Annotated in this window: 23 protein-coding genes; 11 read left to right on the forward strand and 12 right to left on the reverse strand. The window is 64.4% G+C overall.

Features of this window, described 5'->3' with window-relative positions:
* The first annotated feature begins 11 nt into the window (after nt 1–11).
* The 6 genes from cyoB to ABIB66_RS34725 are packed head-to-tail and all read left to right on the forward strand — an operon-like array spanning nt 12 to nt 5,747.
* Nucleotides 12–2,009: a cytochrome o ubiquinol oxidase subunit I gene (cyoB, locus tag ABIB66_RS34700; protein ID WP_354207487.1), complete on the forward strand. Its 1,998-nt coding sequence runs from the start codon at nt 12–14 to the stop codon at nt 2,007–2,009.
* Nucleotides 2,010–2,639, forward strand: a complete 630-nt coding sequence (cyoC, locus tag ABIB66_RS34705; protein WP_354207485.1) for a cytochrome o ubiquinol oxidase subunit III — start codon at nt 2,010–2,012, stop codon at nt 2,637–2,639. It abuts the gene before it with no gap.
* A complete protein-coding gene (gene cyoD, locus ABIB66_RS34710) occupies nt 2,636–3,016 on the forward strand; it encodes a cytochrome o ubiquinol oxidase subunit IV (protein ID WP_275172757.1) in 381 nt (126 codons plus the stop codon). The genes cyoC and cyoD overlap by 4 nt, the downstream gene beginning before the upstream one ends.
* On the forward strand, nt 3,013–3,873 hold the full coding sequence (locus ABIB66_RS34715) for an SURF1 family protein (protein WP_354063460.1): 861 nt from the start codon (nt 3,013–3,015) through the stop codon (nt 3,871–3,873). The genes cyoD and ABIB66_RS34715 overlap by 4 nt, the downstream gene beginning before the upstream one ends.
* Complete coding sequence (locus ABIB66_RS34720; RefSeq protein WP_354063458.1) at nt 3,845–5,224, forward strand: ATP-binding protein; 1,380 nt, start codon at nt 3,845–3,847, stop codon at nt 5,222–5,224. Before ABIB66_RS34715 ends, ABIB66_RS34720 begins: the two co-directional genes overlap by 29 nt.
* Entirely contained in the window at nt 5,214–5,747 is a 534-nt protein-coding gene (locus ABIB66_RS34725) for a response regulator transcription factor (RefSeq protein ID WP_007599266.1), read from the forward strand. The genes ABIB66_RS34720 and ABIB66_RS34725 overlap by 11 nt, the downstream gene beginning before the upstream one ends.
* 182 nt (nt 5,748–5,929) lie before the next feature.
* On the opposite strand, the gene ABIB66_RS34730 is transcribed toward ABIB66_RS34725, so the two are convergent.
* The 5 genes from ABIB66_RS34730 to ABIB66_RS34750 form a co-directional block, all read right to left on the reverse strand.
* Complete coding sequence (locus ABIB66_RS34730; RefSeq protein WP_354207480.1) at nt 5,930–6,772, reverse strand: CarD family transcriptional regulator; 843 nt, start codon at nt 6,770–6,772, stop codon at nt 5,930–5,932.
* A 344-nt stretch (nt 6,773–7,116) separates the two neighbouring features.
* Nucleotides 7,117–7,455: a ferredoxin FdxA gene (fdxA, locus tag ABIB66_RS34735; protein WP_275172752.1), complete on the reverse strand. Its 339-nt coding sequence runs from the start codon at nt 7,453–7,455 to the stop codon at nt 7,117–7,119.
* 132 nt (nt 7,456–7,587) lie between these two features.
* Nucleotides 7,588–7,857, reverse strand: a complete 270-nt coding sequence (locus ABIB66_RS34740) for an RNA-binding S4 domain-containing protein (protein ID WP_354063698.1) — start codon at nt 7,855–7,857, stop codon at nt 7,588–7,590.
* Between the two features lie 84 nt (nt 7,858–7,941).
* A complete protein-coding gene (locus tag ABIB66_RS34745) occupies nt 7,942–11,340 on the reverse strand; it encodes a helicase-related protein (protein ID WP_354257716.1) in 3,399 nt (1,132 codons plus the stop codon).
* A 593-nt stretch (nt 11,341–11,933) separates the two neighbouring features.
* Nucleotides 11,934–12,743, reverse strand: coding sequence for a DUF3108 domain-containing protein (locus ABIB66_RS34750; RefSeq protein WP_354207475.1), 810 nt, complete (start codon nt 12,741–12,743; stop codon nt 11,934–11,936).
* Between the two features lie 706 nt (nt 12,744–13,449).
* Here ABIB66_RS34750 and rpmB point away from each other — a divergent pair.
* Both rpmB and ABIB66_RS34760 read left to right on the forward strand, forming a co-directional pair.
* Entirely contained in the window at nt 13,450–13,761 is a 312-nt protein-coding gene (gene rpmB, locus ABIB66_RS34755) for a 50S ribosomal protein L28 (protein WP_026232426.1), read from the forward strand.
* A gap of 200 nt (nt 13,762–13,961) precedes the next feature.
* A complete protein-coding gene (locus ABIB66_RS34760) occupies nt 13,962–15,275 on the forward strand; it encodes a DEAD/DEAH box helicase (RefSeq protein WP_354257719.1) in 1,314 nt (437 codons plus the stop codon).
* 357 nt (nt 15,276–15,632) lie between these two features.
* Here the strand turns inward: ABIB66_RS34760 and ABIB66_RS34765 are convergent, their stop codons facing one another.
* The 3 genes from ABIB66_RS34765 to ABIB66_RS34775 form a co-directional block, all read right to left on the reverse strand.
* Nucleotides 15,633–15,911 carry a DUF1488 family protein gene (locus tag ABIB66_RS34765; protein WP_007604598.1) on the reverse strand — a complete coding sequence of 93 codons (279 nt, stop codon included), beginning with the start codon at nt 15,909–15,911 and terminating at the stop codon, nt 15,633–15,635.
* A gap of 176 nt (nt 15,912–16,087) precedes the next feature.
* Complete coding sequence (locus ABIB66_RS34770) at nt 16,088–16,384, reverse strand: hypothetical protein (RefSeq protein WP_007599252.1); 297 nt, start codon at nt 16,382–16,384, stop codon at nt 16,088–16,090.
* Nucleotides 16,377–16,643 (reverse strand): hypothetical protein, encoded by a 267-nt coding sequence (locus ABIB66_RS34775; protein ID WP_354207470.1) that lies wholly within the window; start codon nt 16,641–16,643, stop codon nt 16,377–16,379. Before ABIB66_RS34775 ends, ABIB66_RS34770 begins: the two co-directional genes overlap by 8 nt.
* A 360-nt stretch (nt 16,644–17,003) precedes the next feature.
* Between ABIB66_RS34775 and ABIB66_RS34780 the strand changes: the two genes are divergently transcribed.
* From ABIB66_RS34780 to ABIB66_RS34790, 3 genes are all read left to right on the forward strand, one after another.
* Nucleotides 17,004–17,135: a hypothetical protein gene (locus ABIB66_RS34780; protein ID WP_007599247.1), complete on the forward strand. Its 132-nt coding sequence runs from the start codon at nt 17,004–17,006 to the stop codon at nt 17,133–17,135.
* 224 nt (nt 17,136–17,359) lie between these two features.
* Nucleotides 17,360–18,700: a T6SS phospholipase effector Tle1-like catalytic domain-containing protein gene (locus ABIB66_RS34785; RefSeq protein WP_354207468.1), complete on the forward strand. Its 1,341-nt coding sequence runs from the start codon at nt 17,360–17,362 to the stop codon at nt 18,698–18,700.
* A 324-nt stretch (nt 18,701–19,024) separates the two neighbouring features.
* Nucleotides 19,025–19,270, forward strand: a complete 246-nt coding sequence (locus ABIB66_RS34790) for a PilZ domain-containing protein (RefSeq protein ID WP_007599245.1) — start codon at nt 19,025–19,027, stop codon at nt 19,268–19,270.
* A gap of 233 nt (nt 19,271–19,503) precedes the next feature.
* Here the strand turns inward: ABIB66_RS34790 and ABIB66_RS34795 are convergent, their stop codons facing one another.
* From ABIB66_RS34795 to cobT, 4 genes are all read right to left on the reverse strand, one after another.
* Complete coding sequence (locus ABIB66_RS34795; protein WP_275172742.1) at nt 19,504–19,911, reverse strand: hypothetical protein; 408 nt, start codon at nt 19,909–19,911, stop codon at nt 19,504–19,506.
* A gap of 309 nt (nt 19,912–20,220) precedes the next feature.
* Complete coding sequence (locus ABIB66_RS34800) at nt 20,221–21,333, reverse strand: NADH:flavin oxidoreductase/NADH oxidase (protein WP_354207466.1); 1,113 nt, start codon at nt 21,331–21,333, stop codon at nt 20,221–20,223.
* A gap of 110 nt (nt 21,334–21,443) precedes the next feature.
* Nucleotides 21,444–22,505 (reverse strand): esterase-like activity of phytase family protein, encoded by a 1,062-nt coding sequence (locus tag ABIB66_RS34805; protein WP_354257722.1) that lies wholly within the window; start codon nt 22,503–22,505, stop codon nt 21,444–21,446.
* Entirely contained in the window at nt 22,502–24,403 is a 1,902-nt protein-coding gene (gene cobT / locus ABIB66_RS34810; protein WP_354207464.1) for a cobaltochelatase subunit CobT, read from the reverse strand. The genes ABIB66_RS34805 and cobT overlap by 4 nt, the downstream gene beginning before the upstream one ends.
* Nucleotides 24,404–24,454: the final 51 nt, after the last annotated feature.

The raw sequence follows: 24,454 nt of genomic DNA on the forward strand, positions 1-24,454 counted from the left end.
AGAGATCCCGCATGTCTCCTGATCTTCTCAAGCTCATCTTCGGCCGGCTCACCTTCGAATCGCTGCCGCTGCACGAGCCGATCGTCGTCGGCACCTTTGCCGTGGTCGCGACCGGCGGCCTCATCATGGTCGCCGGCCTGACCTATTTCCGCGTCTGGGGTTATCTCTGGAGCGAGTGGTTCACCAGCGTCGACCACAAGCGCATCGGCATCATGTACATGATCCTCGGCATCGTGATGCTGCTGCGCGGCTTCGCCGACGCGCTGATGATGCGGTTGCAGCAGGCGCTCGCCTTCGGCGGCTCGGAGGGCTATCTCAACTCGCATCACTACGACCAGGTCTTCACCGCCCACGGCGTGATCATGATCTTCTTCGTGGCGATGCCGCTGGTCACCGGCCTGATGAACTTCGTCGTGCCGCTCCAGATCGGTGCGCGCGACGTGTCGTTCCCATTCCTGAACAATTTCAGCTTCTGGATGACGGTCGGCGGCGCTGTGCTGGTGATGGCCTCGCTGTTCATCGGCGAATTCGCCCGTACCGGCTGGCTGGCTTATCCGCCACTATCGAACATCGGCTACAGTCCGGATGTCGGCGTCGACTATTACATATGGGGATTGCAGGTCGCGGGCGTCGGAACGACGCTGTCCGGCATCAACCTGATCTGCACCATCGTCAAGCTGCGGTGCCCCGGCATGACCATGATGCGGATGCCGGTGTTCACCTGGACCGCGCTCTGCACCAACGTGCTGATCGTCGCCTCCTTCCCGGTTCTGACCGTCGTGCTCGCGCTGCTCTCGCTCGACCGCTACGTCGGCACCAACTTCTTCACGAACGATTTCGGCGGCAGCCCGATGATGTACGTGAACCTGATCTGGATCTGGGGTCATCCCGAGGTCTACATCCTGGTTCTCCCCGCCTTCGGCATCTTCTCGGAAGTGACCTCGACCTTCTCGGGCAAGCGGCTGTTCGGCTACACCTCGATGGTCTACGCCACGGTGGTCATCACCATCCTGTCGTACCTGGTCTGGCTGCACCACTTCTTCACGATGGGGTCGGGCGCCAGCGTCAACTCCTTCTTCGGCATCACCACGATGATCATCTCGATCCCGACGGGCGCGAAGATGTTCAACTGGCTGTTCACGATGTATCGCGGCCGCATCCGCTTCGAGCTGCCGATGATGTGGACGATCGCGTTCATGCTGACCTTCGTGCTCGGCGGCATGACCGGCGTGTTGCTCGCGGTGCCGCCGGCCGACTTCGTCCTGCACAACAGCCTGTTTCTGATCGCTCACTTCCACAACGTGATCATCGGCGGCGTCGTTTTCGGCGCGTTCGCCGGCATCGGCTACTGGTTCCCGAAGGCGTTCGGCTTCAAGCTCGACCCGTTCTGGGGCAAGCTGTCGTTCTGGTTCTGGGTCACGGGCTTCTACCTCGCCTTCATGCCGCTCTATGTGCTCGGCCTGATGAGCGTGACCCGCCGGCTCCGTGTGTTCGACGACCCGAGCCTGCAGATCTGGTTCATCGTCGCCGGCATTGGCGCCTTCCTGGTCTTCCTCGGCATCCTCTCGATGCTGATGCAGTTCGCCGTCAGCTTCCTCAGGCGCGAGCAGCTCAAGGACGTCACCGGCGATCCCTGGGATGCGCGCACGCTGGAATGGGCGACCTCCTCGCCGCCGCCGGCCTACAACTTCGCTTTCACGCCCGTCGTTCACGACAATGACGCGTGGTGGGACATGAAGAAGCGCGGCTATCAGCGCCCGCTCCTTGGGTTCAAGCCGATCCACATGCCCAGCAGCACCGGCACCGGCATCATCCTCGCCGGCCTTGCCACCGCGATGGGCTTCGGTCTGATCTGGTACATCTGGTGGCTGGCGGCCGCGAGCTTCATCGCGATGCTCGCCGTCGGCATCGGTCACACCTTCAACTATCACCGCGATTTCGACATTCCGGCCGACGACGTCATCCGGGCCGAAGACGCGCGCACCAAACTGCTCGCCGGAGCCAAGTAAATGACTGTCGCTGTCAATCCCACGCAAACCGGCAAACCGGTGTTCTACCTCGCCGACGAACACCCGCATCCGGAAGGCTACAGCACCTCGCTGGGCTTCTGGATCTATCTGATGAGCGACTGTCTCATCTTCGCGATCCTGTTCGCCACCTTCGGCGTGCTCGGCGGCAATTACGCCGCCGGGCCGGCGCCGAAGGATCTGTTCGAGCTGCCGCTGGTCGCGGTGAACACCTCGATGCTGCTGCTGTCGTCGATCACGTATGGCTTTGCGATGCTGACGATGCAGCAGAACAAGATCGCGCAGACCCAGATGTGGCTGGCGATCACCGGGCTGTTCGGCGCCGCCTTCATCGGCATCGAACTGTCGGAGTTCGCCCACATGATCCATGAAGGCGCGACGCCGCAGCGCAGCGCCTTCCTGTCCGCCTTCTTCACCCTGGTCGGCACCCACGGCCTGCACGTCTCCTGCGGCCTGATCTGGCTGGTGACCCTGATGGTGCAGGTCTGGAAGTTCGGCCTGATCGAGGCCAACCGCCGCCGCCTGATGTGCCTGTCGATGTTCTGGCACTTCCTGGACGTGGTCTGGATCGGCGTCTTCACCTTCGTCTATCTCCTGGGAGTTTTGCGATGAACACCGATACTCACGCCGCCCACGCGGACGATCACCACCATGGCGATGGCCACGCTCACGGCTCGTTCTCGACCTACATGCTCGGCTTCGTGCTCTCGGTCGTGCTCACCGCGATCCCGTTCTGGCTGGTGATGAGCGGCGCGCTTCCGAGCAAGCAGATCACCGCGCTCGTCATCATGGCCTTCGCGGTGGTGCAGATCGTCGTGCACATGATCTACTTCCTGCACATGAACACGACGTCCGAAAACGGCTGGAGCATGATGGCGCTGATCTTCACCATCGTCATGGTGGTGATCGCGCTGTCCGGTTCGCTGTGGGTGATGAACCACCTCAACAGCAACATGATGCCGATCCACCAGATGACCGGGATGAAATGAACGAGACTAGGGCCGTGGCAAGCAAGACAGACGGGGCTCGCGGAAAGGCCGCGCGCCCGTCCTGGTGGCTCGCGGTCCTCTCGCTCGCGGCTATTGCGCTTCTGATCGCGCTCGGCGTCTGGCAGATCGAGCGCCGAGCCTGGAAGCTGGCGCTGATCGATCGCGTCGAGCAGCGCGTTCATGCTCAGGCCCAGCCGATCCCCTCGCCGGCGGCATGGCCGACCGTCTCCGCCGCAAGCGACGAATACAGGCACGTCAGCGTCAGCGGCCGTTTCCTGCATGACCGCGAGACGCTGGTTCAGGCCGTCACCGAAGAAGGCCCGGGCTACTGGGTGTTGACACCGCTCAGGCGCGACGACGGCACGCTGATCCTGGTCAACCGCGGCTTCGTGCCCTCCGACCGGCGCGACGCCTCGACGCGCCGGGACGGCAATCCGCAAGGCCCGGTCGAGATCACCGGCCTCTTTCGCGTGACGGAGCCAAAGGGCGGATTCCTCAGAACCAACGTGCCTGAACACAATCGGTGGTACTCGCGGGATGTCGCAGCGATTGCGGCGGCACGCGGCCTCGACCATTTCGCGCCCTTTTTCATCGATGCCGACGCTCGATCACAATCCGGCAGCGGCCCAATCGGCGGATTGACCGTGATCAGCTTTCCCAATAACCACCTGATCTACGCGGTGACGTGGTTTGCCCTGGCTTTCATGCTGGCCGGCAGACTTATCGTCACGTTCGGCGGCGGGCTGTTCCGCCGCAAGAAGCCCTGGAGCGGCTTCGTCCACGAAGCGGCCCGCGGCTCCGATGCTGTCGCCCGCAGGACGGGATCAGATGCTGGAACGATCGTCGAGCCCACCTGACGACGGAAGAACGCATGGCGCCGTCACGCTGCAATCGCAGGCGGACGCGCGCAGCGAGCTGATCGGCGCTGCGCCGACCGACGACGAGACCAACCGCAAGAACATGGCGCTGCTGATCCAGCTGCGCTGGACTGCAGTGGTCGGCCAGATCGTGACCATCGGCGGCGTGCATGTCTGGCTCGGCATTCCCCTGCCCCTCACCCGCATGGGCGCGGTGATCGGCGCACTGATATTTCTCAACATCTCCAGCCTCGTCTGGGTGCGCCATCGCGCCGCGATCACCAACAACGAGCTGCTGGTCGCCCTGATGCTGGACGTCGCCGCGCTGACCGCGCAGCTTTACCTCAGCGGCGGCGCTACCAATCCTTTCACCTCGCTGTTCCTGCTCCAGGTGACGCTGGGCGCGGTGCTGCTCGATGGCCGCTCGACCTGGTCGCTGGTCGCGTTGACCTGCGCGAGCTTCGTCTGGCTGACCGTCGCCTACCGGCCGCTCGATCTGCCGCCGAACCCGCTGAGCGAGACCTACACGCTCACGGTGGCCGGCATGCTGCTGGGTTTCGTGCTCAATGCCGTGCTGCTGGTGGTGTTCGTCACCCGCATCAACAGGAATTTGCGCGAGCGCGACGCGCATCTGGCGGCGCTGCGCCAGCATGCCGCCGAGCAGGATCATATCGTGCGCATGGGTCTGCTCGCCTCCGGCGCGGCTCACGAGCTCGGCACGCCGCTCGCCTCGCTCTCGGTCATCCTCGGCGACTGGCGCCGCATGCCCGACCTCGCCGCCGATCAGGAGCTGGCTGAGGACCTGGCGGAGATGGAGACCTCGCTGCAACGTTGCAAGTCGATCGTGACAGGCATCCTGGTGTCGGCGGGCGAAGCCCGCGGCGAAGGATCGTCGCCGACGACGGTGGCGGCTTTCGTCACCGCGCTGGTGGAAGAGTGGCGCGACGCGCGCTCGGCGCGCACGCTATATTTCGTCAACACCTTCGGCGAGGACGTAGCGATCGTCTCGGACGTCGCGCTGAAGCAGGTGATCTTCAACGTGCTCGACAACGCCTACGAGGTCTCGCGCGACTGGGTCGAGCTCGTTGCCGGGCGCGAGGGCGATCATCTCGTGCTGTCGATCAGCGATCGCGGCCCCGGCTTTGCGCCGGAGATGCTGGCACAGATCGGAAAGCCCTATCAGTCGAGCAAGGGCCGCGCCGGCGGCGGGCTCGGCCTGTTCCTGGTGGTAAACGTCGTGCGCAAGTTAGGGGGCAGCGTGACCGCCGAGAACCACAGGAAACGCGGCGCCACGGTCCGCCTTACGCTGCCGCTCGCCACGCTCGCGATCGGAGGCAGTTTTGACGCCTGACCGTTCGCTCATCGTCGTCGAGGACGATGCCGGCTTCGCCCGCACCCTGAAGCGTTCGTTCGAGCGCCGCGACTACGAGGTCGTGCTCGCCGCCTCGATCGAGGACGTGCGGAAGGTCCTGGAGGAGCGATCGTTCGGCTATGCCGTCGTCGACCTCAAGCTCGGCGGCGCCTCGGGGCTGGCCTGCGTCGAGCTGTTGCACACGCACGATCCGGAGATGCTGATCGTGGTGCTGACGGGCTTTGCCAGCATCTCCACCGCCGTCGAGGCCATCAAGCTCGGCGCATGCCACTATCTGGCAAAGCCGTCGAACACCGACGACATCGAGGCCGCCTTCAACAAGGCTGCAGGCAATGCCGAGGTCGCGCTCGACGCCCGGCCGACATCGATCAAAACGCTGGAATGGGAACGCATCCACCAGACCCTGATCGAGACCGATTTCAACATCTCGGAAGCGGCAAGACGGCTCGGGATGCACCGTCGGACGCTGGCGCGGAAGCTCGAGAAGCGGCCGGTGAAGTGAGGTTGGTCAACTTTGTAGGGTGGGTTAGCGAAGCGTAACCCACCACTTCTTTGCGGCAGCATGGTGGGTTACGCCTTCGGCTAGCCCACCCTACGGACCGAGCAAGATCATCCGGCGCCCAAAACAAAAAGCCCGGCCAAGCGGCCGGGCTTTTGCTTGGTTGTGATGAACGCGCGAGACGCTTACGCGGCCTCGTCGGCGACCGTGGCGCCGCCATCGGTCTCGTCGCTATCGCCCTCGGCGTCCGCATCGGCCTCGCCTTCGGCGGCTTCAGACTTGGCGCCGGTGCGGCGCGGGCTCTTGGCGAGCTGGGCCTCGATCTCCTTGACCGCTTCGGTCTCGGTAGAGTGCTGCACCACCGCGATCTCGCGGGAGAGACGGTCGAGCGCGGCTTCATAGAGCTGGCGTTCGCTGTAGGACTGCTCGGGCTGCGACTCGGAGCGATAGAGGTCGCGCACGACTTCCGCGATCGCGACGATGTCGCCCGAATTGATCTTCGCTTCGTATTCCTGGGCGCGGCGCGACCACATGGTGCGCTTGACGCGGGCACGGCCCTTCAGTGTCTCGAGCGCACGCTTCACCAGCGCGGGCTCCGACAGCTTGCGCATGCCGACATTGGCGACCTTGGCGGTCGGCACGCGCAGCGTCATCTTGTCCTTGATGAAGTTGATGACGAACAGCTCGAGCTTCGCACCGGCGATCTCCTGCTCCTCGATGGCCAGAATCTGGCCGACGCCGTGAGCGGGATAGACGACGAATTCGTTGGCCTTGAAGCCCTGGCGCTGGGTCACGACCTTCTTTTCCTCGACCTTCGGCGCAGCAGCCGCGGGCTTCACGGCCGGCTTGGCGACAGCGACAGGAGCCTTGGCAGGAGCAGCCGCAACAGGAGCCTTCGGCGCGGCGGGCTTGGCAGCTTGAGCCTTGGCAGCGGGAGCCTTGGCAACAGCGGGCTTGGCGGCAGGCTTGGCGGCAACAGGCTTGGCAACGGTCGCTTTCGCGGCCGGCTTGGCAGTCTTGTGAGGCATTGCGCTTCTTTTGTTCTTCGAGGACTTTGCAGCCGGCGCCTTCGTCGCGGTCCGACCCTTGGATGCGCTACGGCTGGCCGCGGCGACTTTCTTGGCGTCCTTATGGGAAGCCTTCGCTGAAGTACTCTTTTTACGCGTTTTCTGTGACACAGCCTGCGCGCGGAAACTGCCACGCCCCTGTTCGACATTTGGTTTCACGGGAACCCAACGGGGCCGACGGGGCTAACCAGGGTTCGGCTCAATGTGCCCAATATAGCACATTTCCCGCAAAAATCAATGATTTAGGGGTCTTAAGGGCTGGTTTTCAGCGGTTACGCCGCTAATAGGGTTAAGTTTGACCCGAATTAGTCGCCGGAGCCGGGGTTCGGCGAGAAATACTTGTCGAACTTGCCCTCCATGCCGTCGAAATCCTTGGCGTCGGCGGGTGATTCTTTCTTCTGGGTGATGTTCGGCCAGCTCTTGGCATAGTCGGCGTTGACGGTGAGCCACTTTTCCAGGCCCGGTTCCGTGTCCGGCTTGATGGCATCGGCGGGGCATTCCGGCTCGCACACGCCGCAGTCGATGCACTCGTCAGGATGGATGACGAGCATGTTCTCGCCCTCGTAGAAACAATCGACCGGGCAGACCTCGACGCAGTCGGTGTACTTGCACTTGATGCACGCTTCAGTGACGACGTAAGTCATCCAACGCTCCGAAAAGCTCTTTTAAAAGTCGCGGCTTGCGTAGCGCGGATGGCCCGGCGCCGCAAGCTCAGGAACGGCCGATCATGACGGCTTTATGCGCTTGATCGACCAAGAAATGAATTCAAAGCGCAATTAATTGCGCTGAGAATTCGGATGGCCTTCGCTCAGCTCTTCGTAGAGCACACGAGCCGAGGCAGCATCGCCGCGGCGCTCGTTGAAGGCGACGACTCTCAAGACGCGCACGGTGCGATCGAGCGCGACGGTGAGCACGTCGCCGATCTTGATCGCATGCCCCGGCGATTTCTCGCGTGCGCCGTTGACGCGAACATGGCCGGACTCGACAAGCTCGGCAGCGGAGGTGCGCGCCTTCACCACCCGCGCGTGCCACAGCCATTTGTCGATGCGCTGCCGCTCGGTCGTGACTCTATTCCTTCTGACGCGTCTTCTTCACGCGAACCGCTCCGCACTTCGCTTGAAAACGCTGCGCTACTCCTTGCGCCCGGACAGCTGCTCCTTCAGCGCAGCGAGCTTCGCGAACGGCGAGTTCGGATCGACCGGACGATCGCGTTCACGCGGGGTGGCGCTCGATGCGTAGGGGCGCAGCGACGGTCCACCCTGGCGGTCGCGGCCCTTGTCGCGGTCGCGGCCGCGGTTGTCGCGGCCCTTGTCGCGATCGCCGCCGAACTTGCCCTTGTTGCGATCCTTGTTGTCGCGGTCCTTGTTGCCGCCATTCTTGCCTTCGAAGCGACGGTTCTTGTCGTCGCGCCCCTCGGGACGTGGCGCGCCTTCGGCGCCGCCTTCGCGCGGCTTGCGGAAGTCTCTGCCACCATCGCGACGATGACCGCCGCCATGGCGATGACGCTCACCGCGCTTCTCGCCGTCGGCGGCAGGCTGGGCTTCGCCTTCGGCAGGAGCAGTGCCGGCTTCCGCAGTCGCCTGCGGACGCGGCTGGTGATGGCGCTGGTTGCGATGGCGCTCGTGGCGCGGCTTGCGATCGTCGTGACGGCCGGCGGGACGCCAGACCTCGATGAGCTCGGGCTCGGCGGGTGCGGCCGCGGCCTCCACGGGTGCTGCCGCATCGGCCGACGCAGCGGCTTCGGTTGCAGCAGTTTCTGCGGGCGCGGTTTCCGCAGGAGCGGCTTCGGCAGGAGCGGCAGCTTCAGTGGAGACTGCAGCTTCTTCTTCCGGTGGCGCGATGCCGGGAGCGTCTTCCGGCGTGACGGAAGCCTCAAGCGCCGGCTCATCCTGCGCGGGCTCGTCGTGCTGCTCCATCCCTGGCGCGTCTTCGACGGTCACAGGCTCGGCGGCGGCTTCGATCGAGGCATCCGCAGGCGCTGCGGCGTCCTCGACCGGCGTCTCTGCCGGAGCTTCGGTGCTTGCTTCCGCAGCCGGCGTTTCCGCAACAACCGGCTTCGCCGGCAGCGGCGGACGCTTGTCCATGCGATAGCCGAGCGCGCGCAGCACGGAGGCAAAATCTTCGCCGGCCGAACCGGTGAGCGACGTCATCGCCTGCGTCACGACAAAGCTGCGGCCGTCGAACGCACCGGCGGGCTTTTCGCCGGACGCGTTCTCGCGCCAGGCCAGCGCCGGACGGATCAGATCGGCCAGGCGCTCCAGGATGTCGACGCGGACGGCGCGCTCGCCGGCCTGCTTGTAGCCGAGCACGCGATAGGCGTCGCGCGGCAGCTGCTTGTCGACCGGGAACGAGGTGCGGCCGGAGCTCGCCAGATGCTGCGCGCCCGACAGCGCGGAGGGATCGACATTGTCCTGCTTCAGCGCCCAGAGCAGCGCGGCCAGCGCACGCCCGGCCGGCTTGAGCAGGCCGGGGAAATAGAGGTGATAGGCGCCGAAGCGGACGCCGTATTTGCGCAAGGTCGCGCGCGAGGGCTGGTCGAGGTCCTTCAGCTCGTTGGCGATCTTCGGGCGCTCCAGCACGCCGAGCGCCTCGACGAGCTGATAGGCGATGCCGCGGGCGATGCCGGTGACGTCCTCGGCCTTGCTGAGCTCGAACAGCGGCCCGAGCAGCTTTTCGATATGCGTCTTGAGCCAGAGGTCGAGCCGGGCCTGCACCTTGTCGCGAGGACCGCCCGTGAGGCGTTCGTCGGAGATGATGCGGATGCGCGGATGCAGCGCGTCCTCTGCGGCAGACAGCCGCGCCACGGCGTCGCCGGTCCAGCGGATGATGCCTTCCGAGGTCAGCACGAACTGCTCGTCCGGCGCATTGCCCAGTTTTTCGGCGCGCGCGTTGATCTCGCCGGCGAGCACGGCCTGCGCTGCAGCCTGCAACGCTTTCGCATCGGAGCCGGCTTCCGCCGCATCCGGTGCAAAGGTGAAGCCATCGAGGCGGCCGATGACATGGCCTTCGACGATGACTTCGCCGGTCTTGCCGATTTCCGTATTCAAGCTCGTGTTCTCCCGCAGGCGGCGCATCAATACACTGGTCCGGCGATCAACGAAACGCTCAGTCAAGCGTTCATGGAGCGCATCCGATAATTTATTTTCGACCTCGCGGGCGATCCCCTGCCATCGTTCCGGGTCTTTCAGCCAGTCGGGGCGGTTGGCGACGAAGGTCCAGGTGCGAATCTGCGCGATCCGGGCCGACAGCGTGTCGATATCGCCGTCGACGCGGTCGGCCTGGTCGATCTGGGTCCTGAACCAGGCGTCGGGGATGCATCCCTTCCGCATCAGGAAGCCGTACAGCGTCGTCACCAGCTCGGCGTGGGCGGCCGGCGACAGCTTTCGATAATCCGGGACCTGGCAGGCCTCCCACAGCCGTTCCACCGCGTCCTTGCCATGTGCGACATCGCGCACCTCGGCGTCGCGGGCGGCGTGGTCGAGCACGCGCATGTCCACGGCGATGGGCGCGCGCGTCAGCGCCTCGTGACCGGGGGCCAGGTTCAGCGAGACCTGGAGCGCGCCGAGGGAGGCAAAATCCAGCTTCGAATTGCGCCATTGCAAAACCTTCACGGGATCGAAGGTGTGGTTCTGCAGCGCATTGACGAGTTCGGGCTCGAACGGCGCGCAGCGGCCGGTGGTGCCGAAGGTGCCGTTGCGGGTGGCGCGGCCGGCGCGGCCGGCGATCTGGCCGAATTCGGACGGCGTCAGGCGGCGGAACTGGTAGCCGTCGAACTTGCGGTCGGAGGCAAAGGCGACGTGGTCGACGTCGAGATTGAGGCCCATGCCGACGGCGTCGGTGGCGACGAGGTAATCGACCTCGCCGTTCTGGAACATCGCGACCTGCGCGTTGCGGGTGCGCGGCGACAGTGAGCCCAGCACCACGGCGGCGCCGCCATGCTGGCGGCGGATCAGCTCGGCGATGGCGTAGACCTCGTCGGCCGAGAAGGCGACGATGGCGGTGCGGCGCGGCTGCCGCGTGATCTTGCGGTCGCCGGCGAATTCCAGCTGCGACAGCCGCGGCCGCGTGATCATGGAAACGCCCGGCAGCAGCCGCTCGATGATCGGTCGCATGGTCGCAGCGCCCAGCAGCAGCGTCTCGTCGCGGCCGCGGCGGTTGAGGATGCGATCGGTGAAGACGTGGCCGCGTTCCAGATCAGATGCAATCTGCACCTCGTCGACGGCGAGGAACGAGACGTCGAGATCGCGCGGCATCGCCTCGACGGTCGAGACCCAGTAGCGCGGCGATTTCGGCTTGATCTTCTCCTCGCCGGTCACCAGCGCGACGGCATCGGGGCCGACCCGCGCGGCGATCTTGTTGTAGACCTCGCGCGCCAGCAGGCGCAGCGGCAGCCCGATCATGCCGGAGGGATGCGCGAGCATCCGCTCAATGGCGAGATGGGTCTTGCCGGTGTTGGTGGGACCAAGCACCGCAGTGACGCCGGCGCCGGGAAGCCGATCGGAAGCGAAGGGGGAGGAGGAAAAAAGCATCTGGGGGATTAGGTAATGGCGATTGGGGCGAATGTCAGTGCTGTTTTGGGGCGGTGGCGCGAAGGGCTGGCCTCACACACTGCTGTCATCGCCCGGCTCGACCGGGCGATCCAGTATTCCAGAGGCGGCGCAGATCAAACCGAGAGGGCGCGGCGTACTGGATGCCCCGGTCAAGCCGGGGCATGACAGCGGAGAATGCGGCGCCCCTCCCCAGATCCCGCGCAACTGTCTCACTTTGCGACGCTTTTCCCGTTGGCTTTAAGCTTCGGAACGAGTTGAGAACGAATCGCGGCCGAATCGCTGACTCCCCCTTTGAGTCCTGTTCCGTTCACGCAAGATGTCGCGGGAGGCTTATTGGGTTCGCACTAGATGGAGTTTTGGCCCGCCGCACAAGCGACGTTTCGGTGGCGGATTCGTTAAAGCTGGGGACGGCGCGGAGTCGAATCAGAATCGGGGAGGAGTCAAATGGATTCCCGTCCTCGCCCCCCCTCCAAACAAAAAGCGCGAAAACAACCCCATGCACAGTAGGCATGTCGTTGAAATCATTCGTGTTTATTTTGCCAAAAAGGGGAGTTCGGCGCGGGACGCCAGCCCTACTGAGTCTTCGCCACCCTGGGCGGCTGCGCCGTGGTGATGAAGCTGGTGGCTTCCAGCATGGCCGGCCCGAGCGGGGTCGGCACTTTCAGCCAGAACGGGACCAGGATGCGCGTGCCGGCGATCGGCGCGAACGCGACCTCGATGTTGCGCTGGGCGGCGAGATATTTGATCACCGGACGGTCGGGGATGTAGCCGGCGATGGGCACGAAATACAGCGAGCAGACCACGACCTGGCCGTGATAGCCCTTTTCCGCCTTGACGTTTTCCATGCGCTTGAAATCGAGCTTGAGCTCGTAGCGCATGCGGCCGTCGAACACGGCGGCGCTGCCGTGGCAGGCGTCCGCCGACAGCACGTCGCCGGTGCCGGATACGCGCACCAGCGAGGCCGTCATCGGATCCCAGACGCCGCGGCGATGCGCGTCGGTGACGACGATGCGGTCTGGATCGACCGGCGGCTCCGGCAGGATGGCAAAATCCTTCACATTGCCCTTGTCGAGCGTGATGCGGATCTCTTCGGTCTTCTTCGAGGTGGTGGTGGAGGCCTGGTAGCCGGTCGCGACCAGCGCGCCGTTGACCACGCGGCCCTGCGAGGCGCCGGTGCCGGACCCGCCCGCGAACGATTTCAAAAGCCCCGAGGTGCCGCCGGAGGCCGCGGCCGCGAACACGTCGTCCTGGATGTCGATGTTCCAGGCGCCCTTGCCGACCGGAATGCCCGCCAGCGTCGCCTCGTATTGCGCCTCGAGCTTGCCTTGCGCCGCCGCGGGCTCCGCCGCCCACGCCAAGACCAGCCCGAAAAGGGCCACCATGACCCAGCGGCCGGCAGAGCGCGGATGACTTGCGCGCCGCTCCGCTGAGCGCAGCTCATTTGGGCGCAGCTCATTTGGACGCAGACTTGGCGCAAGATGAGGCGTTGTGAGCACGAAACAATCCAATCGGGGCGCGAACGGTTGTTACTTAAGCGAAAAACCGCGCCAGGCAATGTGTCCGGGCCTATCGGCGTCCGGAACTCCACTGGACTCTTCGGGCGCGAATACGCCCTTTATGTGATGGTAAGGCGCGATAATCATTGCCGTTTTGGTGATCGGGGCGGGTCAGAAGCGCGCACCTCTCTCCTCCCTTTCCACTGTCATGCCCCGGCTTGACCGGGGCATCCAGTACGCCGCGGCCCCTCTGGTCAGCCGTACCGTCTCGGAGTACTGGATCGCCCGGTCCCGGCTCCGCCAAGGCTACGCCGAGGCCCACACGGGTGCTCGGCCCGCCGAAGCTTCAGCGAAGGCGGCAAGGCGGGCGATGACACCGCTTTATGCCGCTCGAGATCCCGGTTTCGCGCTCTCGCGCGCCCACATTGCGCAAGCGCGCAATGGGGGAACGACGGGCCAAAAACGGCCCGTCGCCTTGACGTCCCGCCGCTTCCCCCCTATACGTCCGCCCGCTCCCTGCAAGGACAGAGAATTTGCCCGTGGCGCCCCGAATGGCGGCCGCACATCGTTGGGAAAGATTGAGGATTTTGCCATGTCTCGCCGCTGCGAATTGACGGCCAAGGGCCCCCAGGTCGGCCACACGGTCAGCCACTCCAACATCAAGACCAAGCGCCGCTTCCTGCCGAACCTGGTCAACGTGACCTTCATCAGCGAAGCGCTGGGCCGCAACGTGCGCCTGCGCGTCTCCACCAACGCGATCAAGAGCGTCGACCACAATGGCGGCCTCGATCCCTTCCTGCTCAAGGCCAAGGCGGCCGTGCTGTCGCCGCGCGCCCTCGAGCTGAAGCGCGCCATCCAGAAGAAGGTCGGCCCGACTCCCGCGCCGGAGAAGAAGGCGAGCTAAGAATTTTCGAATTGGGCGAGGGCTTGCGTCGGGTGGCGTAGGCTGAGCCGGAAGAGTTTTGCATTGCGGCCGGATCGGAAGATCCGGCCGTTTTTGTTTGCGATGCAACGTGAGCGCGGGGCGTGGATAGTCTGAAAGACTAGCTATCATTTAGGTTGCAGATCTGAAATTCGCTATCTTTCCGCCGCTGAGTTCTAGCCATGACTATCAAACCACCCCTCTTGGGCCAACTAAACCAAGGATCAATTTTCTCCTTTGCAAGGGCCGAACGGTATCCAAAATGTAGAGTTGACGGCATCGTTCTCACAGCGCGATGCGACCTTGAGCAGGACAAGTACAACGTTCTCAATTATGCGCCCATTGTCTCGCTTGCGGACTGGTTACGAGTAGATGGCTATGAACTAATCGTGTCGAGAATAGCCAGTGACCTTTCGTCGAGAACAGAATCTGCTCTAAAGACTATCGAACTAGCGGTATTGCTGGGCGAAGTACCCGGAGCCAACGTCTCAGCGTCTCTTAGAATCACATCACATGGCGAAGGCGTCTTCTTTGTGGGGCGCAAATTATCTCAAGAAAGTCGATATCTGGTCATCGATGAAGAGCAGTCGGGACTTATCTGGCGCAGAAGGCGCACACGTGACGGCTATGACGCAGTGCTGGTTGACGAGACGCATTTATTCAACATCAATGAGCTTCAGCTATTTCATTATTTTACCCGCCTGGAAGGGCCGCACCCTATCGCTTACTCGGTAGATAAATCCCAAGCCGTAGGAGACAGAGGGTGGAGTACCGAAGATATCGCAAACACGTTGGCGGATTCTCGCGGCATCCACGCGGATGAGCAAAGCGAAGTCGTTCGTACGGTATTCAGATCTTCGCCTGATATCGTAAATCTAGCGTTTGCCATTCTGTCCTCTGGGGCGACGCTTTTTACTAATTTCGATAATCCGATGGAAGCCGCAGCATCTGGCTTCACCGAAGTAGACGAACGACTTTGCTCTGAGCCGATCTACTACCATGTTGCAAATGAGCAGGCGTTGATTGCTGGAACGTTCGAGCGCGCCGAGATACTTCAAAGAGAACTTGGGTGTCGCCGGAGCGATATTTTGATCGTCAGTCTGAGCAAGGCTCTTGTGACCGAACTTACCGATTACGCGAAGGGTCGAAATAAGCCTACCCTTCTCTTGACTAAACGAGGCGACGCTAGCGCCGTGGGCGCCGCACGCGAGGCTGCACAGTGGGTCGTAGGTCACGCGGATTTCGTTGGAGGACTTGAGTTTCACGCCGCAATCATTGTGGGGGTTGACGGCGGCCGCGTCCCTCCAACGGCGGACAACGAAAACTTCAGCAGCAAGAGCTTTCTTTCCTATGTCTCACACAACCGATTATACGTCGCCGTCAGTCGCGCACGCTACCGGGTCGAGTTGCTAGGAGAGAAAGCTCGGGGGCCCAGTCGACTAATTGCGTCAGCCATCGAAAATGGGCTTCTCAAAGAGCTTGACCTTGAGGTTTAGATCGGTCGAACGATATTCCTCTTCCTTTCCGAGGTGACCGCGCCGATAGCGCCATCGGGAGAGGTATGCGGTTGAGCCGAACCGCAACATTCGACCACAAATCCAGGCCCAAAATCCTCGTGAACTGCTGACCGCGCCTGCAACGACACCTCGAAGGACATCTCCAAACGTCCTGAAACTCTATCGCTGCCCACGCAAGGACGGCGAGGACGCAGCCGACAGATGATGTCACCATCCTGGGGCATGGTGACGAAGGAAACGACGTGGCACCTGATCAAGGCAAAAGGTCCGATCTGGCTGGCTGGGGCCACCGGCTCCAAGCTAAATGATAGGAGACCGTCTATCGCATCAAGAGCTCTAACCCCGAAAATCAATGCTCCGCAGCACGATCCCCGGCGGCGTGCCTTCGAACTCCGTCGCCTGATATTTGCGTCCGGTGCAGGCTTCGATGCGTTCGCGCAGGCGCGTGAACTGCTCTTCGCGCTCGCTGGGCCTGGCGCGCGGGCCGCGCTCGAGGTCGTCCATGGCGGAGGTCGAGATCGCGCAGGCGATCTCCTTACTGCCGTCCTGCATCGAGAACTGGACGATGCCGCGGTCCTGGTCGTGGGCGATGAAGCGGCTGCTGGTGAGCGTCATGGGGTACTCCTTTTGCGTCCGCGCGGCGTGCCGGCCTTGTGCAACGCGCACACGGGGACGCCGGTCGGCGTTATCGAAGCACGCTGTGACACAAGGGTGCACGACAATTCACTTCGGTGGTTATGGGTCCCGGCCTTCGCCGGGACGACGCCGGTGTTTGCGCGACTTGGCCGGCTTCAGCCGTCGCCGTTGAGTCTTGCGAAATCGTCGAATAGCGCGGCCACCAGCGCGCGGTGGCGGGTGTCTTCGGCGGGCAGGCTCGCGGCATAGAGGTTGAGCAGATGGCGGGCCTTCACGGCGGCCTCGGGCCAGGACGTGGCGGGCACCGACATCATGCGGTTTTCGAGCTCGGCCTCGCGCTCGCGCAGCTCCCTGACCTGGGCCTCGACATCGGCCAGCGCGCGGCGCAGATCGGTTGCCTTCTGGGCGGCCATGCCGCGGTGGCTGTCGAGATCGACCGGGATGTCAGTCATTACAGGCACTCGCATCGATACGTTGGGCATCCGCCAGGTCGACCGAGCCGATCGACAGCATCTCCGTCGCACCGCGCACGCCTTCGGAGGGCACCGTGATCATGGTGGCGACGCGGCGATAGGACGCGAACGACAGGCCCTCGATCATCTGCTCGTCGGTGACGACCTCATAGGCGCCGGCCGGCAATTCGCGCTCGAGGCCGCGGATGTGGAATGGATGCTTGAAGGTGATGGTTTCTCGCCGCGAGCGGATGGTCATGCGCGCCTGCCTTTCGCAAAGAAGGGGCCCCAACCGACGCCAGCCATGGCGAACCATGCGCTTGTTACCCGGCAATAGCCAGCTTTATGTCAGCGCGGGCCGGGACTTAAGGCGCATCGCGATACTCGTGCGCGGCGTTTTAGTCCTCGCCATCGGCAGGACGCGGGCGTACGCTCGACCACGTCAGCGCAGCTCACGCAATTGCCGCGCGTCGATGTTGCGCTGCATCTTTCGCGCCTCGTGTGCGCGGCGGCGATCTTTCAATGGCTCGGGCAGGTGCATCTCGTCGCCTGGCCTAGCGACCATTGCAGCGCCGATCTCGCACGCGGACGAATTCGAAACCCAGGAGGAGACGACGTCATGGCCAAGGGACAGCAACGCAGCAACCGCGAGACCAAGAAGCCGAAGAAGGACAAGATCAAGACCAGCGCCGCAGCGCCCAGCCGCAAGGATGCGGCGTGGCAGCCGGAGATCGGTCAGAAGAAGAAGTAGCGGCGGATAGGAGGGCGGGCTCGGCGTATCGCCGGACTCCGTCATGGCCGGGCTTGGCCCGGCCATCCACGTCTTTCGCGCGGAAGCAAGAACGTGGATGCCCGGGACAAGCCCGGGCATGACGAGTTTGTGGCGCGATCACGCGTTCAATCTCGCCACCATCTCCTTCTCCCCACTCTTTTCCGCTATACTCGCCCGGGTAGCATCACCTGGAGGGGCGTCCTGTGGAGCACGAGCGCAACGCCGACCACACATCCGAGCCGAAGAATCTCGTCATCTGCTGTGACGGCACCGGCAACGAGATCTCGGAGAACATCTCCAACGTCCTGAAGCTCTATCGCTGCCTGCGCAAGACCGACAAGACGAAGCCGCGGCAGATGGTGTTCTACGATCCAGGCGTCGGCACCGTGACGGAGCCGTCGACGTGGCACCGCTGGAAAGCCAACGTCAATCTGGTGCTGGGGCTCGCCACCGGCTACGGGCTCGATGACAACGTGCTCTCGGCCTATTGCTTCCTGATCGAGCATTACGCACCCGGCGACAGGATTTACCTGTTCGGCTTCTCGCGCGGCGCCTACACGGTGCGGGTGCTGGCGGGGCTGATCCACAAGATCGGCTTGATCTCGCCGGAGCAGGCCAACCTCGCAGGCAGTGGCCTCGTCGCCTACAAGCAATATTCCGGCACCGGGCGCGGCAACGACGTCGAGGATCTCAAGGACGTCGCGATCGACGAGAGCGGGCCGCTGCCAAAGGACGCGTTCGACCTCGCCGCGCAATTCGCGCGCATCACCTCGACACGCTGGCCGACCATCCACTTCATCGGCGTCTGGGACACGGTGGCGAGCGTGATCGTGCCGCGGCGCGACAACTTCTTCTTTCTGTTCAGCCTGGAGGAGCTCGCCTTCACGCTGCGCAATCCCAGCGTCAACATCTTCCGCCAGGCGATCGCGATCGATGAGCGCCGCTGCATGTTCCGCCTCAAGCAGTATGAGGAGCCGCAGGATTATTGGCGCAACCGCTATGTGCCCGACGAGAAGAAGGAGCCGCAGGACATCCTGCAGGTGTGGTTCGCCGGCGTGCATTGCGACGTCGGCGGCGGCTATCCGGAAGTCGAGAGCGGCGAGTCCAAATATCCGCTGCTCTGGATGATCGAGGAGGCGACGAAGGCCGGGCTGAACTTCAACCCGCGCACGGTGAACCAGCTCGCCTGGGGCATCCAGCGCAAGAACTCACCATTTCAGTACGTGCCGCCGGCCTACACCGGCAAGACCGGTGAGCTGCACAATTCGATGACGGCGCTGTGGCGCGTGCTGGAGTATCTGCCGAAGAGCGCGACGTACAAGGAATGGCCGGAGCGGAAGGTGTTTCTGGGGTTCTACATCCCCGATTGCGAACCGCGCCCCATCCCCGAAGGCGCGCATGTGCATGAGAGCGTGGTGAAGCGGATGGCGGTGGAGCCGGACTATCGGCCGGTGAATCTGCCGAAGGATTATGTGACCGTGCCGATGCCCGTGCCGCCGCATGTGGGGATGGCGGCGGAGGCGGGGGAGATCGTGGTGGGGTGAGGTTTGCTTGGCGGTACTGCCGCCCCAAAAAAGGTGTCGTCCCGGCGCAGGCCGGGACCCATAACCACAGGGAGCAGTTTGGCGAAGACTCGTCGCTCGGTACTCCTACTTTCCGCAACCGAGAGATCACGCGGTATGGGTCCCGGCCTTCGCCGGGACGACGGCGAATTTGGAGCGCCCGCCGCACCCCGCTACCGCTGCTTTCTCCATTCACCGACACATTTCATTAAAATTCTCCGCCCCGCCTTAGCCGGATCGCATCAACTCCTCTGCATCATCTGCCAAACCACCCGCGCCATCCGCGGAAATTGGAGGAGAGTGCCAATGCATCCGCGACGACATGCCCGCGTCAAACCCGCGGGCCTCGTATCCCGCCAGGCCAAGATCATCACCGACCCGCGCGCGCCGGTGATCCCCTGCACGCTGATCGACTATTCGCCCGGAGGGGCCTGCGTCGATCTCGGCGGACAGGTGAAGATTCCCGATCGGTTCGAGCTGCTGCACGTCAACACCAAGAAGCGCTGCCGCGTGGCGTGGAAGCGCGGCACGAAGGTAGGCGTGGTGTTTTAGAGGGAGCGAGACGTCAGCTTAATCACCCTCTCCCCTTGTGGGAGAGGGTGGCTCGCCGCAGAGCGGCGAGACGGGTGAGGGGTCTCTCTCCGCGGGTACATCTCTCACAGTTGGATCTGCGGAGAGAGACCCCTCATCCGGCGCCATAGCCGATGCGAAGCGTCGGCGTTTTCAAGAACGGCGGCCGAAGGCCGCCTATGCCACCTTCTCCCACAAGGGGAGAAGGAAGAAGCCTACGTCCGCATCCGCGCCTTCGCGCCCGCGACGATCTGCATCGCCACGCCCGCGATCCAGCCAAACAAGGCGAACCAGCTCCACGCGATATGCGGCTCGAGGCGGAGCACGATGATGGCGACGGAGGCGAGCGCGGTGAACGTGGCGCAGAGCGTGCCGGCGGAGCTCAACAGCTCCGCGGCGTCGATGTCACCGTGGGCCTCGTCGAACGGCAGCTGCGGCGTGTCGATGCCGAGATAGAAGCCGACAAAGCCCAGCACCATCATCAGCAGCAGGAAGCCCTCGGTGGTGAGCGCGGGAATCGCAGATCCCACGTAAGCGCCGACGAACAGCCCGCACGCCGCGCCCGCCATCGCAAGACCCACGCGCTCGATGACGTGGGCAGCTTTCCGGATACGAAACCGCATGGCGGGCCTCCGTGAGGCGTTGAACGCGCGCGAGGTTAGGCCAGATTTGGCGGAGGTGGAAGGTGAGGGGATCTACGGATGCGTGAGGCGGGGTGGAGTGGGACGTGACGACCCAAGCCCCACTCTCGCGTCGTCCCGGCGAAGGCCGGGACCCATAACCCCAGGGAGATGTTTTACGAAGACTCAGAGTTTAGTTGCACACTGACAACTCCCACCACGCCTCGTCGTTAGATCACGCGGTATGGGTCCCGGCCTTCGCCGGGACGACACTGTAAATGCGGCGTGGTCCTCGCGCCACACTCGCTCCCCTCACCGCGCCCCGAAACTGGTCTTGCCGAACAGCGCCTTCTGCGTCGAGGGCTGCGAGCGCCAGTATTGCGGCGGGGCTTCGACCTCGCCGCCGAGCTCCGCTGCGGCGTGCCAGGCCCAGCGGGGGTCGTAGAGCAATCCACGGGCGAGCGCGATCATGTCGGCCTTGCCGGATGCGACGATGTCTTCGGCCTGCTTCGGCTCGGTGATCAGGCCGACGGCGATGGTGGGCAAACCCGTCTCGCGCTTGATGGCCTCTGCAAACTGCACCTGGTAGCCGGGGCCGAGCGCGATCTTCTGCAGCGGCGAGACGCCGCCGGAGGAGGCATCGATCCAGTCGACGCCGCGCGCCTTCAGCGCATTTGCGAATACGATGGTCTGCGCCAGTCCCCAACCGCCCTCGACCCAGTCGGTCGACGACACCCGCATGCCGACCGGCTTGTCGTGCGGGAACACCGCGCGGACCGCGTCGTAGACCTCCAGCGGGAAGCGCATGCGGTTCTCGAGCGAACCGCCATACTCGTCGGTGCGCTTGTTCGAGATCGGTGACAGGAATTGATGCAGCAGATAACCGTGCGCGCCGTGCAGCTCGATGGCGTCGATGCCGATCCGGTCGGCGCGTTTGGCGGCATCGACGAAGGCGTCGCGGATGCGCTTGAGACCGGCGGCATCGAGTGCCAGCGGCGCGGCTTCGCCCTCCTTGTGCGGCAGTGCGGACGGCGCCACGGTCTGCCAGCCGCCCTCGCTCTGCGGGATCAGCTGGCCGCCGTCCCAGGGCCGCGCGCTGCTGGCTTTGCGGCCCGCATGCGCGAGCTGCATCGCCACCGCTGTCGAGGAATGTTTCCGCACCGAGGTGAGGATCTGCTTCAGCGCGGCCTCGGCGGCATCGCTGTAGAGCCCGAGGCAGCCCGGCGTGATGCGGCCGATCGCCTCGACATGGGTCGCCTCGATGCAGAACATCGCCGCGCCCGACAGGCTGAGATTGTTGATGTGGGTGAAGTGCCAGTCGGTGGGGACGCCGTCCTCGGCCGAATATTGGCACATCGGCGACACCACGACGCGGTTCTTCAAGGTCAGGCCGCGCAGCTTGATCGGGGAAAACAGGGCGCTCATGCGGGGGAGTTCCGAGGGATGGAGGGCGGGAGTTGGGGAGAGTGTAGTGGGCGATGCGCCAATTGCCAGCCGCGCGGCGGGAATGGCGGCTCGCGGGGGATGCATTGCGGCTATTCCACCAGCGCGAACTGCAGCAGCAGCGTGCGCTGGAGCATCGAGAAATTGTCGTCGGACACCAGCGTCAGCACGGTCTCGCCGTCGGCGGTGAAATGGGCGTCGATGCCTTCCATGTTGTCGATCTCGTGGCCGAGATCGGCCTTGAACAGCACGGGGCCGTCGACCAATGCGCCCGGCGCAATCGATTTCAGGGGGATCGCGCGGATGCGGATATCGACGCCGGTGAACCAGGAGAATTTGCGTTCGAGGATCAGGAGATCGCCCGAGGGCAGCAGCACGGCGTCGCTGATGAGCTGCTGGTCGGTGCGGCGAATGCTGAACTGGCCCGGTGTGGGGCCGCCGATCAGAAATCCGATCAGGTTGCCGTCGGCATCGAAGCCGCCTTCCGACAGCGCGATCAAGGTCCCCGCGAGCGGCTGCCCCTTGGGGACGAACACCAGCGCCTCGAGACCCTTGTTATAGGGCAGTTTCCGCAAGCCCGGCGGCGTCGGCAGCACCTCGCCGCGGGCGCTTGTGCCGCCCTTTGAAAAATCGAACCGCATGATCTGGTTGACGCGCTCGAGCCCGACATAGACGAGGTCGCCGTCACGCGCGAGCGCCTCGGTATCGTACCACAGCCGCTTCTCCGTGATCGGCCGCCCCTGCGCATTGAGCACCGGCGCGGCCTCGACGTCGTCGAGACCCGCCATGCTCCGCCCGGAATAGCGGATGCGACCGGTGAACCAGGTGCCCTGGTCGGACATCGCGAGGAAGCGCTCGCCTTTGCTGTCGAGGAAGCGGAAGCCGGACAGGCCGCCGAAGCCGCGATGCGGCGAGGTCAGCACCAGGCCGCCGCGATAGTCCAGCGAGCCGAAACGCGTGCGCGCGCGGTCGCGCGGCTCGAAATTGGGAATCGGCCGCGCGTTGACCTCGATGCCGACAGGCGCGGCGACGGCGTGCTCGATGAGCGCCGGCTTCGGCGCGGGCTGGGCCTGCGCCAAGCGAGATAGTGCGAGAGTGGAAAATCCCGCCGCCGCGTGGCCGATAAAGCTGCGGCGGGATCGATGGTTGCTCACGAATGCAGTTTGCGTCGCGGGCGACCGGCCGGCTGCGTGGGCGCGGTGTTGGTCTCGCTGAAGAGTTCGGCAAGTTTTTCGGTGATGGCGCCGCCGAGCTCTTCGGCGTCCACGATCGTCACCGCGCGACGATAATAGCGCGTCACGTCATGGCCGATGCCGATCGCGATCAGCTCGACCGGCGAGCGGGTCTCGATCTCCTCGATGATGTGGCGCAGGTGCCGCTCGAGGTAGTTGCCGGGATTGACCGACAGCGTGGAATCGTCGACCGGCGCGCCGTCCGAGATCATCATCAGGATCTTGCGCTGCTCGGGCCGGCCGAGCAGGCGCTTGTGCGCCCAATCGAGCGCCTCACCGTCGATGTTCTCCTTCAGCAGCCCCTCGCGCATCATCAGGCCGAGATTCTTACGCGCGCGACGCCACGGGGCGTCGGCCGACTTGTAGATGATGTGGCGGAGATCGTTGAGGCGGCCGGGACTGGCCGGCTTGCCGGCGGCAAGCCACGCCTCGCGCGATTGCCCGCCCTTCCAGGCGCGCGTTGTGAAGCCGAGAATCTCGACCTTGACGCCGCAACGCTCCAGCGTGCGGGCGAGGATGTCGGCGCAGGTCGCCGCGACCGTGATCGGCCTGCCGCGCATCGAGCCGGAATTGTCGAGCAGCAGCGTCACCACGGTGTCGCGGAACGTCGCCTCCTTCTCGTGCATGAAGGACAGCGGGTGATAGGGATCGGTCACCACGCGCGACAGCCGCGCGGGGTCCAGGATGCCCTCTTCGAGATCGAACTCCCAGGCGCGGTTCTGCTGCGCCATCAAGCGCCTCTGGAGGCGATTGGCGAGACGGGCGACGATGCCCTGCAGATGCGCGAGCTGCTTGTCGAGATAGGCACGCAGGCGCTCCAGCTCGTCATGATCGCAGAGGTCTTCGGCGGCGATGACCTCGTCGAATTTCGGCGCGAAGGCGTGATATTCCGGCCCGCGCGGCTCGTTCTTGCCGTGCGAATTCGGCCGCGTCGCCTCGCCCGGCGTCTCGTCGTCACCGAGCTCGCCATCGTCGAAGGTGTCGGAGGTCGAAGCCTGCGCGCTTTCCATCGCGCTCTCGCTCATCTCCTCGCTTGATGCCTGGGCCTGGTCGGCGCTCATCTCCTGCGCGGCGTCGGAATCGGGCGAGCCCTCGGCGCCGGACTGATCGTTGTCGCCGTCCTGGTTCTCGTCGTTCTCGTCATTGTCTTCGCTGTCGGCGCTGCGCTCGTCGCCAATCTCGAGCGCCGTCAGGAGATCATGCACGGCATCGCCGAACCTGGTCTGGTCCTCGACCACGGTGTCGAGCCGGTCGAGGCGCCTGCCGATCTTGTCTTCGAGGATGGGACGCCAGAGATCGACCATCTTCTTGGCGGCCGTCGGCGGCGCCATGCCGGTCAGGCGCTCGCGCACCAGCATCGCCAGCGCGTCGGCGAGCGGCGCGTCGGCGCGATCGGTGATCTCGTCGAACTTGCCGCGATGGAAATGGTCGTCGAGCATCGCGGTAAGGTTTTTCGCAACCCCCGCCATGCGCCGCGCGCCGATCGCCTCGACACGGGCCTGCTCCACCGCCTCGAACACGCCGCGCGCCTGCGGATTGCCGGGCATCAGCTTGCGATGCACCTTCGGATCGTGACAGGCGAGCTTGAGGGCTATCGAATCGGCATGGCCACGCACGATCGCGGCATCGCGCCTGGTCATCTTTCGCGCGGGCTCGGGCAGCCGCGCCTTGCCCGGTGCGAGCCCGGGACGCTCGGCGGCGAAGCTGACGTCGAGCTCGGGCGCCTTGGCGATCGCCTTCAGGCAGGAGGCCACCGAGCGCTTGAACGGCTCGGTCGGGGCTTCCTTGGTGTTGCGGAATTTGGAGTTGGAGGTGGTCATTTCACCCTATCCGTCGTCCCGGCGAAGGCCGGGACCCATAACCACCGGCCG

The sequence above is a fragment of the Bradyrhizobium sp. F1.13.3 genome, from assembly GCF_040548265.1.
Taxonomy (GTDB): Bacteria; Pseudomonadota; Alphaproteobacteria; order Rhizobiales; family Xanthobacteraceae; genus Bradyrhizobium.

Coding starts and splice junctions, on each gene's coding strand:
- cyoB (WP_354207487.1), top strand. CDS start 12: ATGTCTCCTGATCTTCTCAAGCTCATCTTCGGCCGGCTCACCTTCGAA.
- cyoC (WP_354207485.1), top strand. CDS start 2,010: ATGACTGTCGCTGTCAATCCCACGCAAACCGGCAAACCGGTGTTCTAC.
- cyoD (WP_275172757.1), top strand. CDS start 2,636: ATGAACACCGATACTCACGCCGCCCACGCGGACGATCACCACCATGGC.
- ABIB66_RS34715 (WP_354063460.1), top strand. CDS start 3,013: ATGAACGAGACTAGGGCCGTGGCAAGCAAGACAGACGGGGCTCGCGGA.
- ABIB66_RS34720 (WP_354063458.1), top strand. CDS start 3,845: ATGCTGGAACGATCGTCGAGCCCACCTGACGACGGAAGAACGCATGGC.
- ABIB66_RS34730 (WP_354207480.1), bottom strand. CDS start 6,772: ATGCCTCACAAGACTGCCAAGCCGGCCGCGAAAGCGACCGTTGCCAAG.
- fdxA (WP_275172752.1), bottom strand. CDS start 7,455: ATGACTTACGTCGTCACTGAAGCGTGCATCAAGTGCAAGTACACCGAC.
- ABIB66_RS34745 (WP_354257716.1), bottom strand. CDS start 11,340: ATGCTTTTTTCCTCCTCCCCCTTCGCTTCCGATCGGCTTCCCGGCGCC.
- ABIB66_RS34750 (WP_354207475.1), bottom strand. CDS start 12,743: ATGGTGGCCCTTTTCGGGCTGGTCTTGGCGTGGGCGGCGGAGCCCGCG.
- rpmB (WP_026232426.1), top strand. CDS start 13,450: ATGTCTCGCCGCTGCGAATTGACGGCCAAGGGCCCCCAGGTCGGCCAC.
- ABIB66_RS34760 (WP_354257719.1), top strand. CDS start 13,962: ATGACTATCAAACCACCCCTCTTGGGCCAACTAAACCAAGGATCAATT.
- ABIB66_RS34765 (WP_007604598.1), bottom strand. CDS start 15,911: ATGACGCTCACCAGCAGCCGCTTCATCGCCCACGACCAGGACCGCGGC.
- ABIB66_RS34770 (WP_007599252.1), bottom strand. CDS start 16,384: ATGACTGACATCCCGGTCGATCTCGACAGCCACCGCGGCATGGCCGCC.
- ABIB66_RS34775 (WP_354207470.1), bottom strand. CDS start 16,643: ATGACCATCCGCTCGCGGCGAGAAACCATCACCTTCAAGCATCCATTC.
- ABIB66_RS34780 (WP_007599247.1), top strand. CDS start 17,004: ATGGCCAAGGGACAGCAACGCAGCAACCGCGAGACCAAGAAGCCGAAG.
- ABIB66_RS34790 (WP_007599245.1), top strand. CDS start 19,025: ATGCATCCGCGACGACATGCCCGCGTCAAACCCGCGGGCCTCGTATCC.
- ABIB66_RS34795 (WP_275172742.1), bottom strand. CDS start 19,911: ATGCGGTTTCGTATCCGGAAAGCTGCCCACGTCATCGAGCGCGTGGGT.
- ABIB66_RS34800 (WP_354207466.1), bottom strand. CDS start 21,333: ATGAGCGCCCTGTTTTCCCCGATCAAGCTGCGCGGCCTGACCTTGAAG.
- cobT (WP_354207464.1), bottom strand. CDS start 24,403: ATGACCACCTCCAACTCCAAATTCCGCAACACCAAGGAAGCCCCGACC.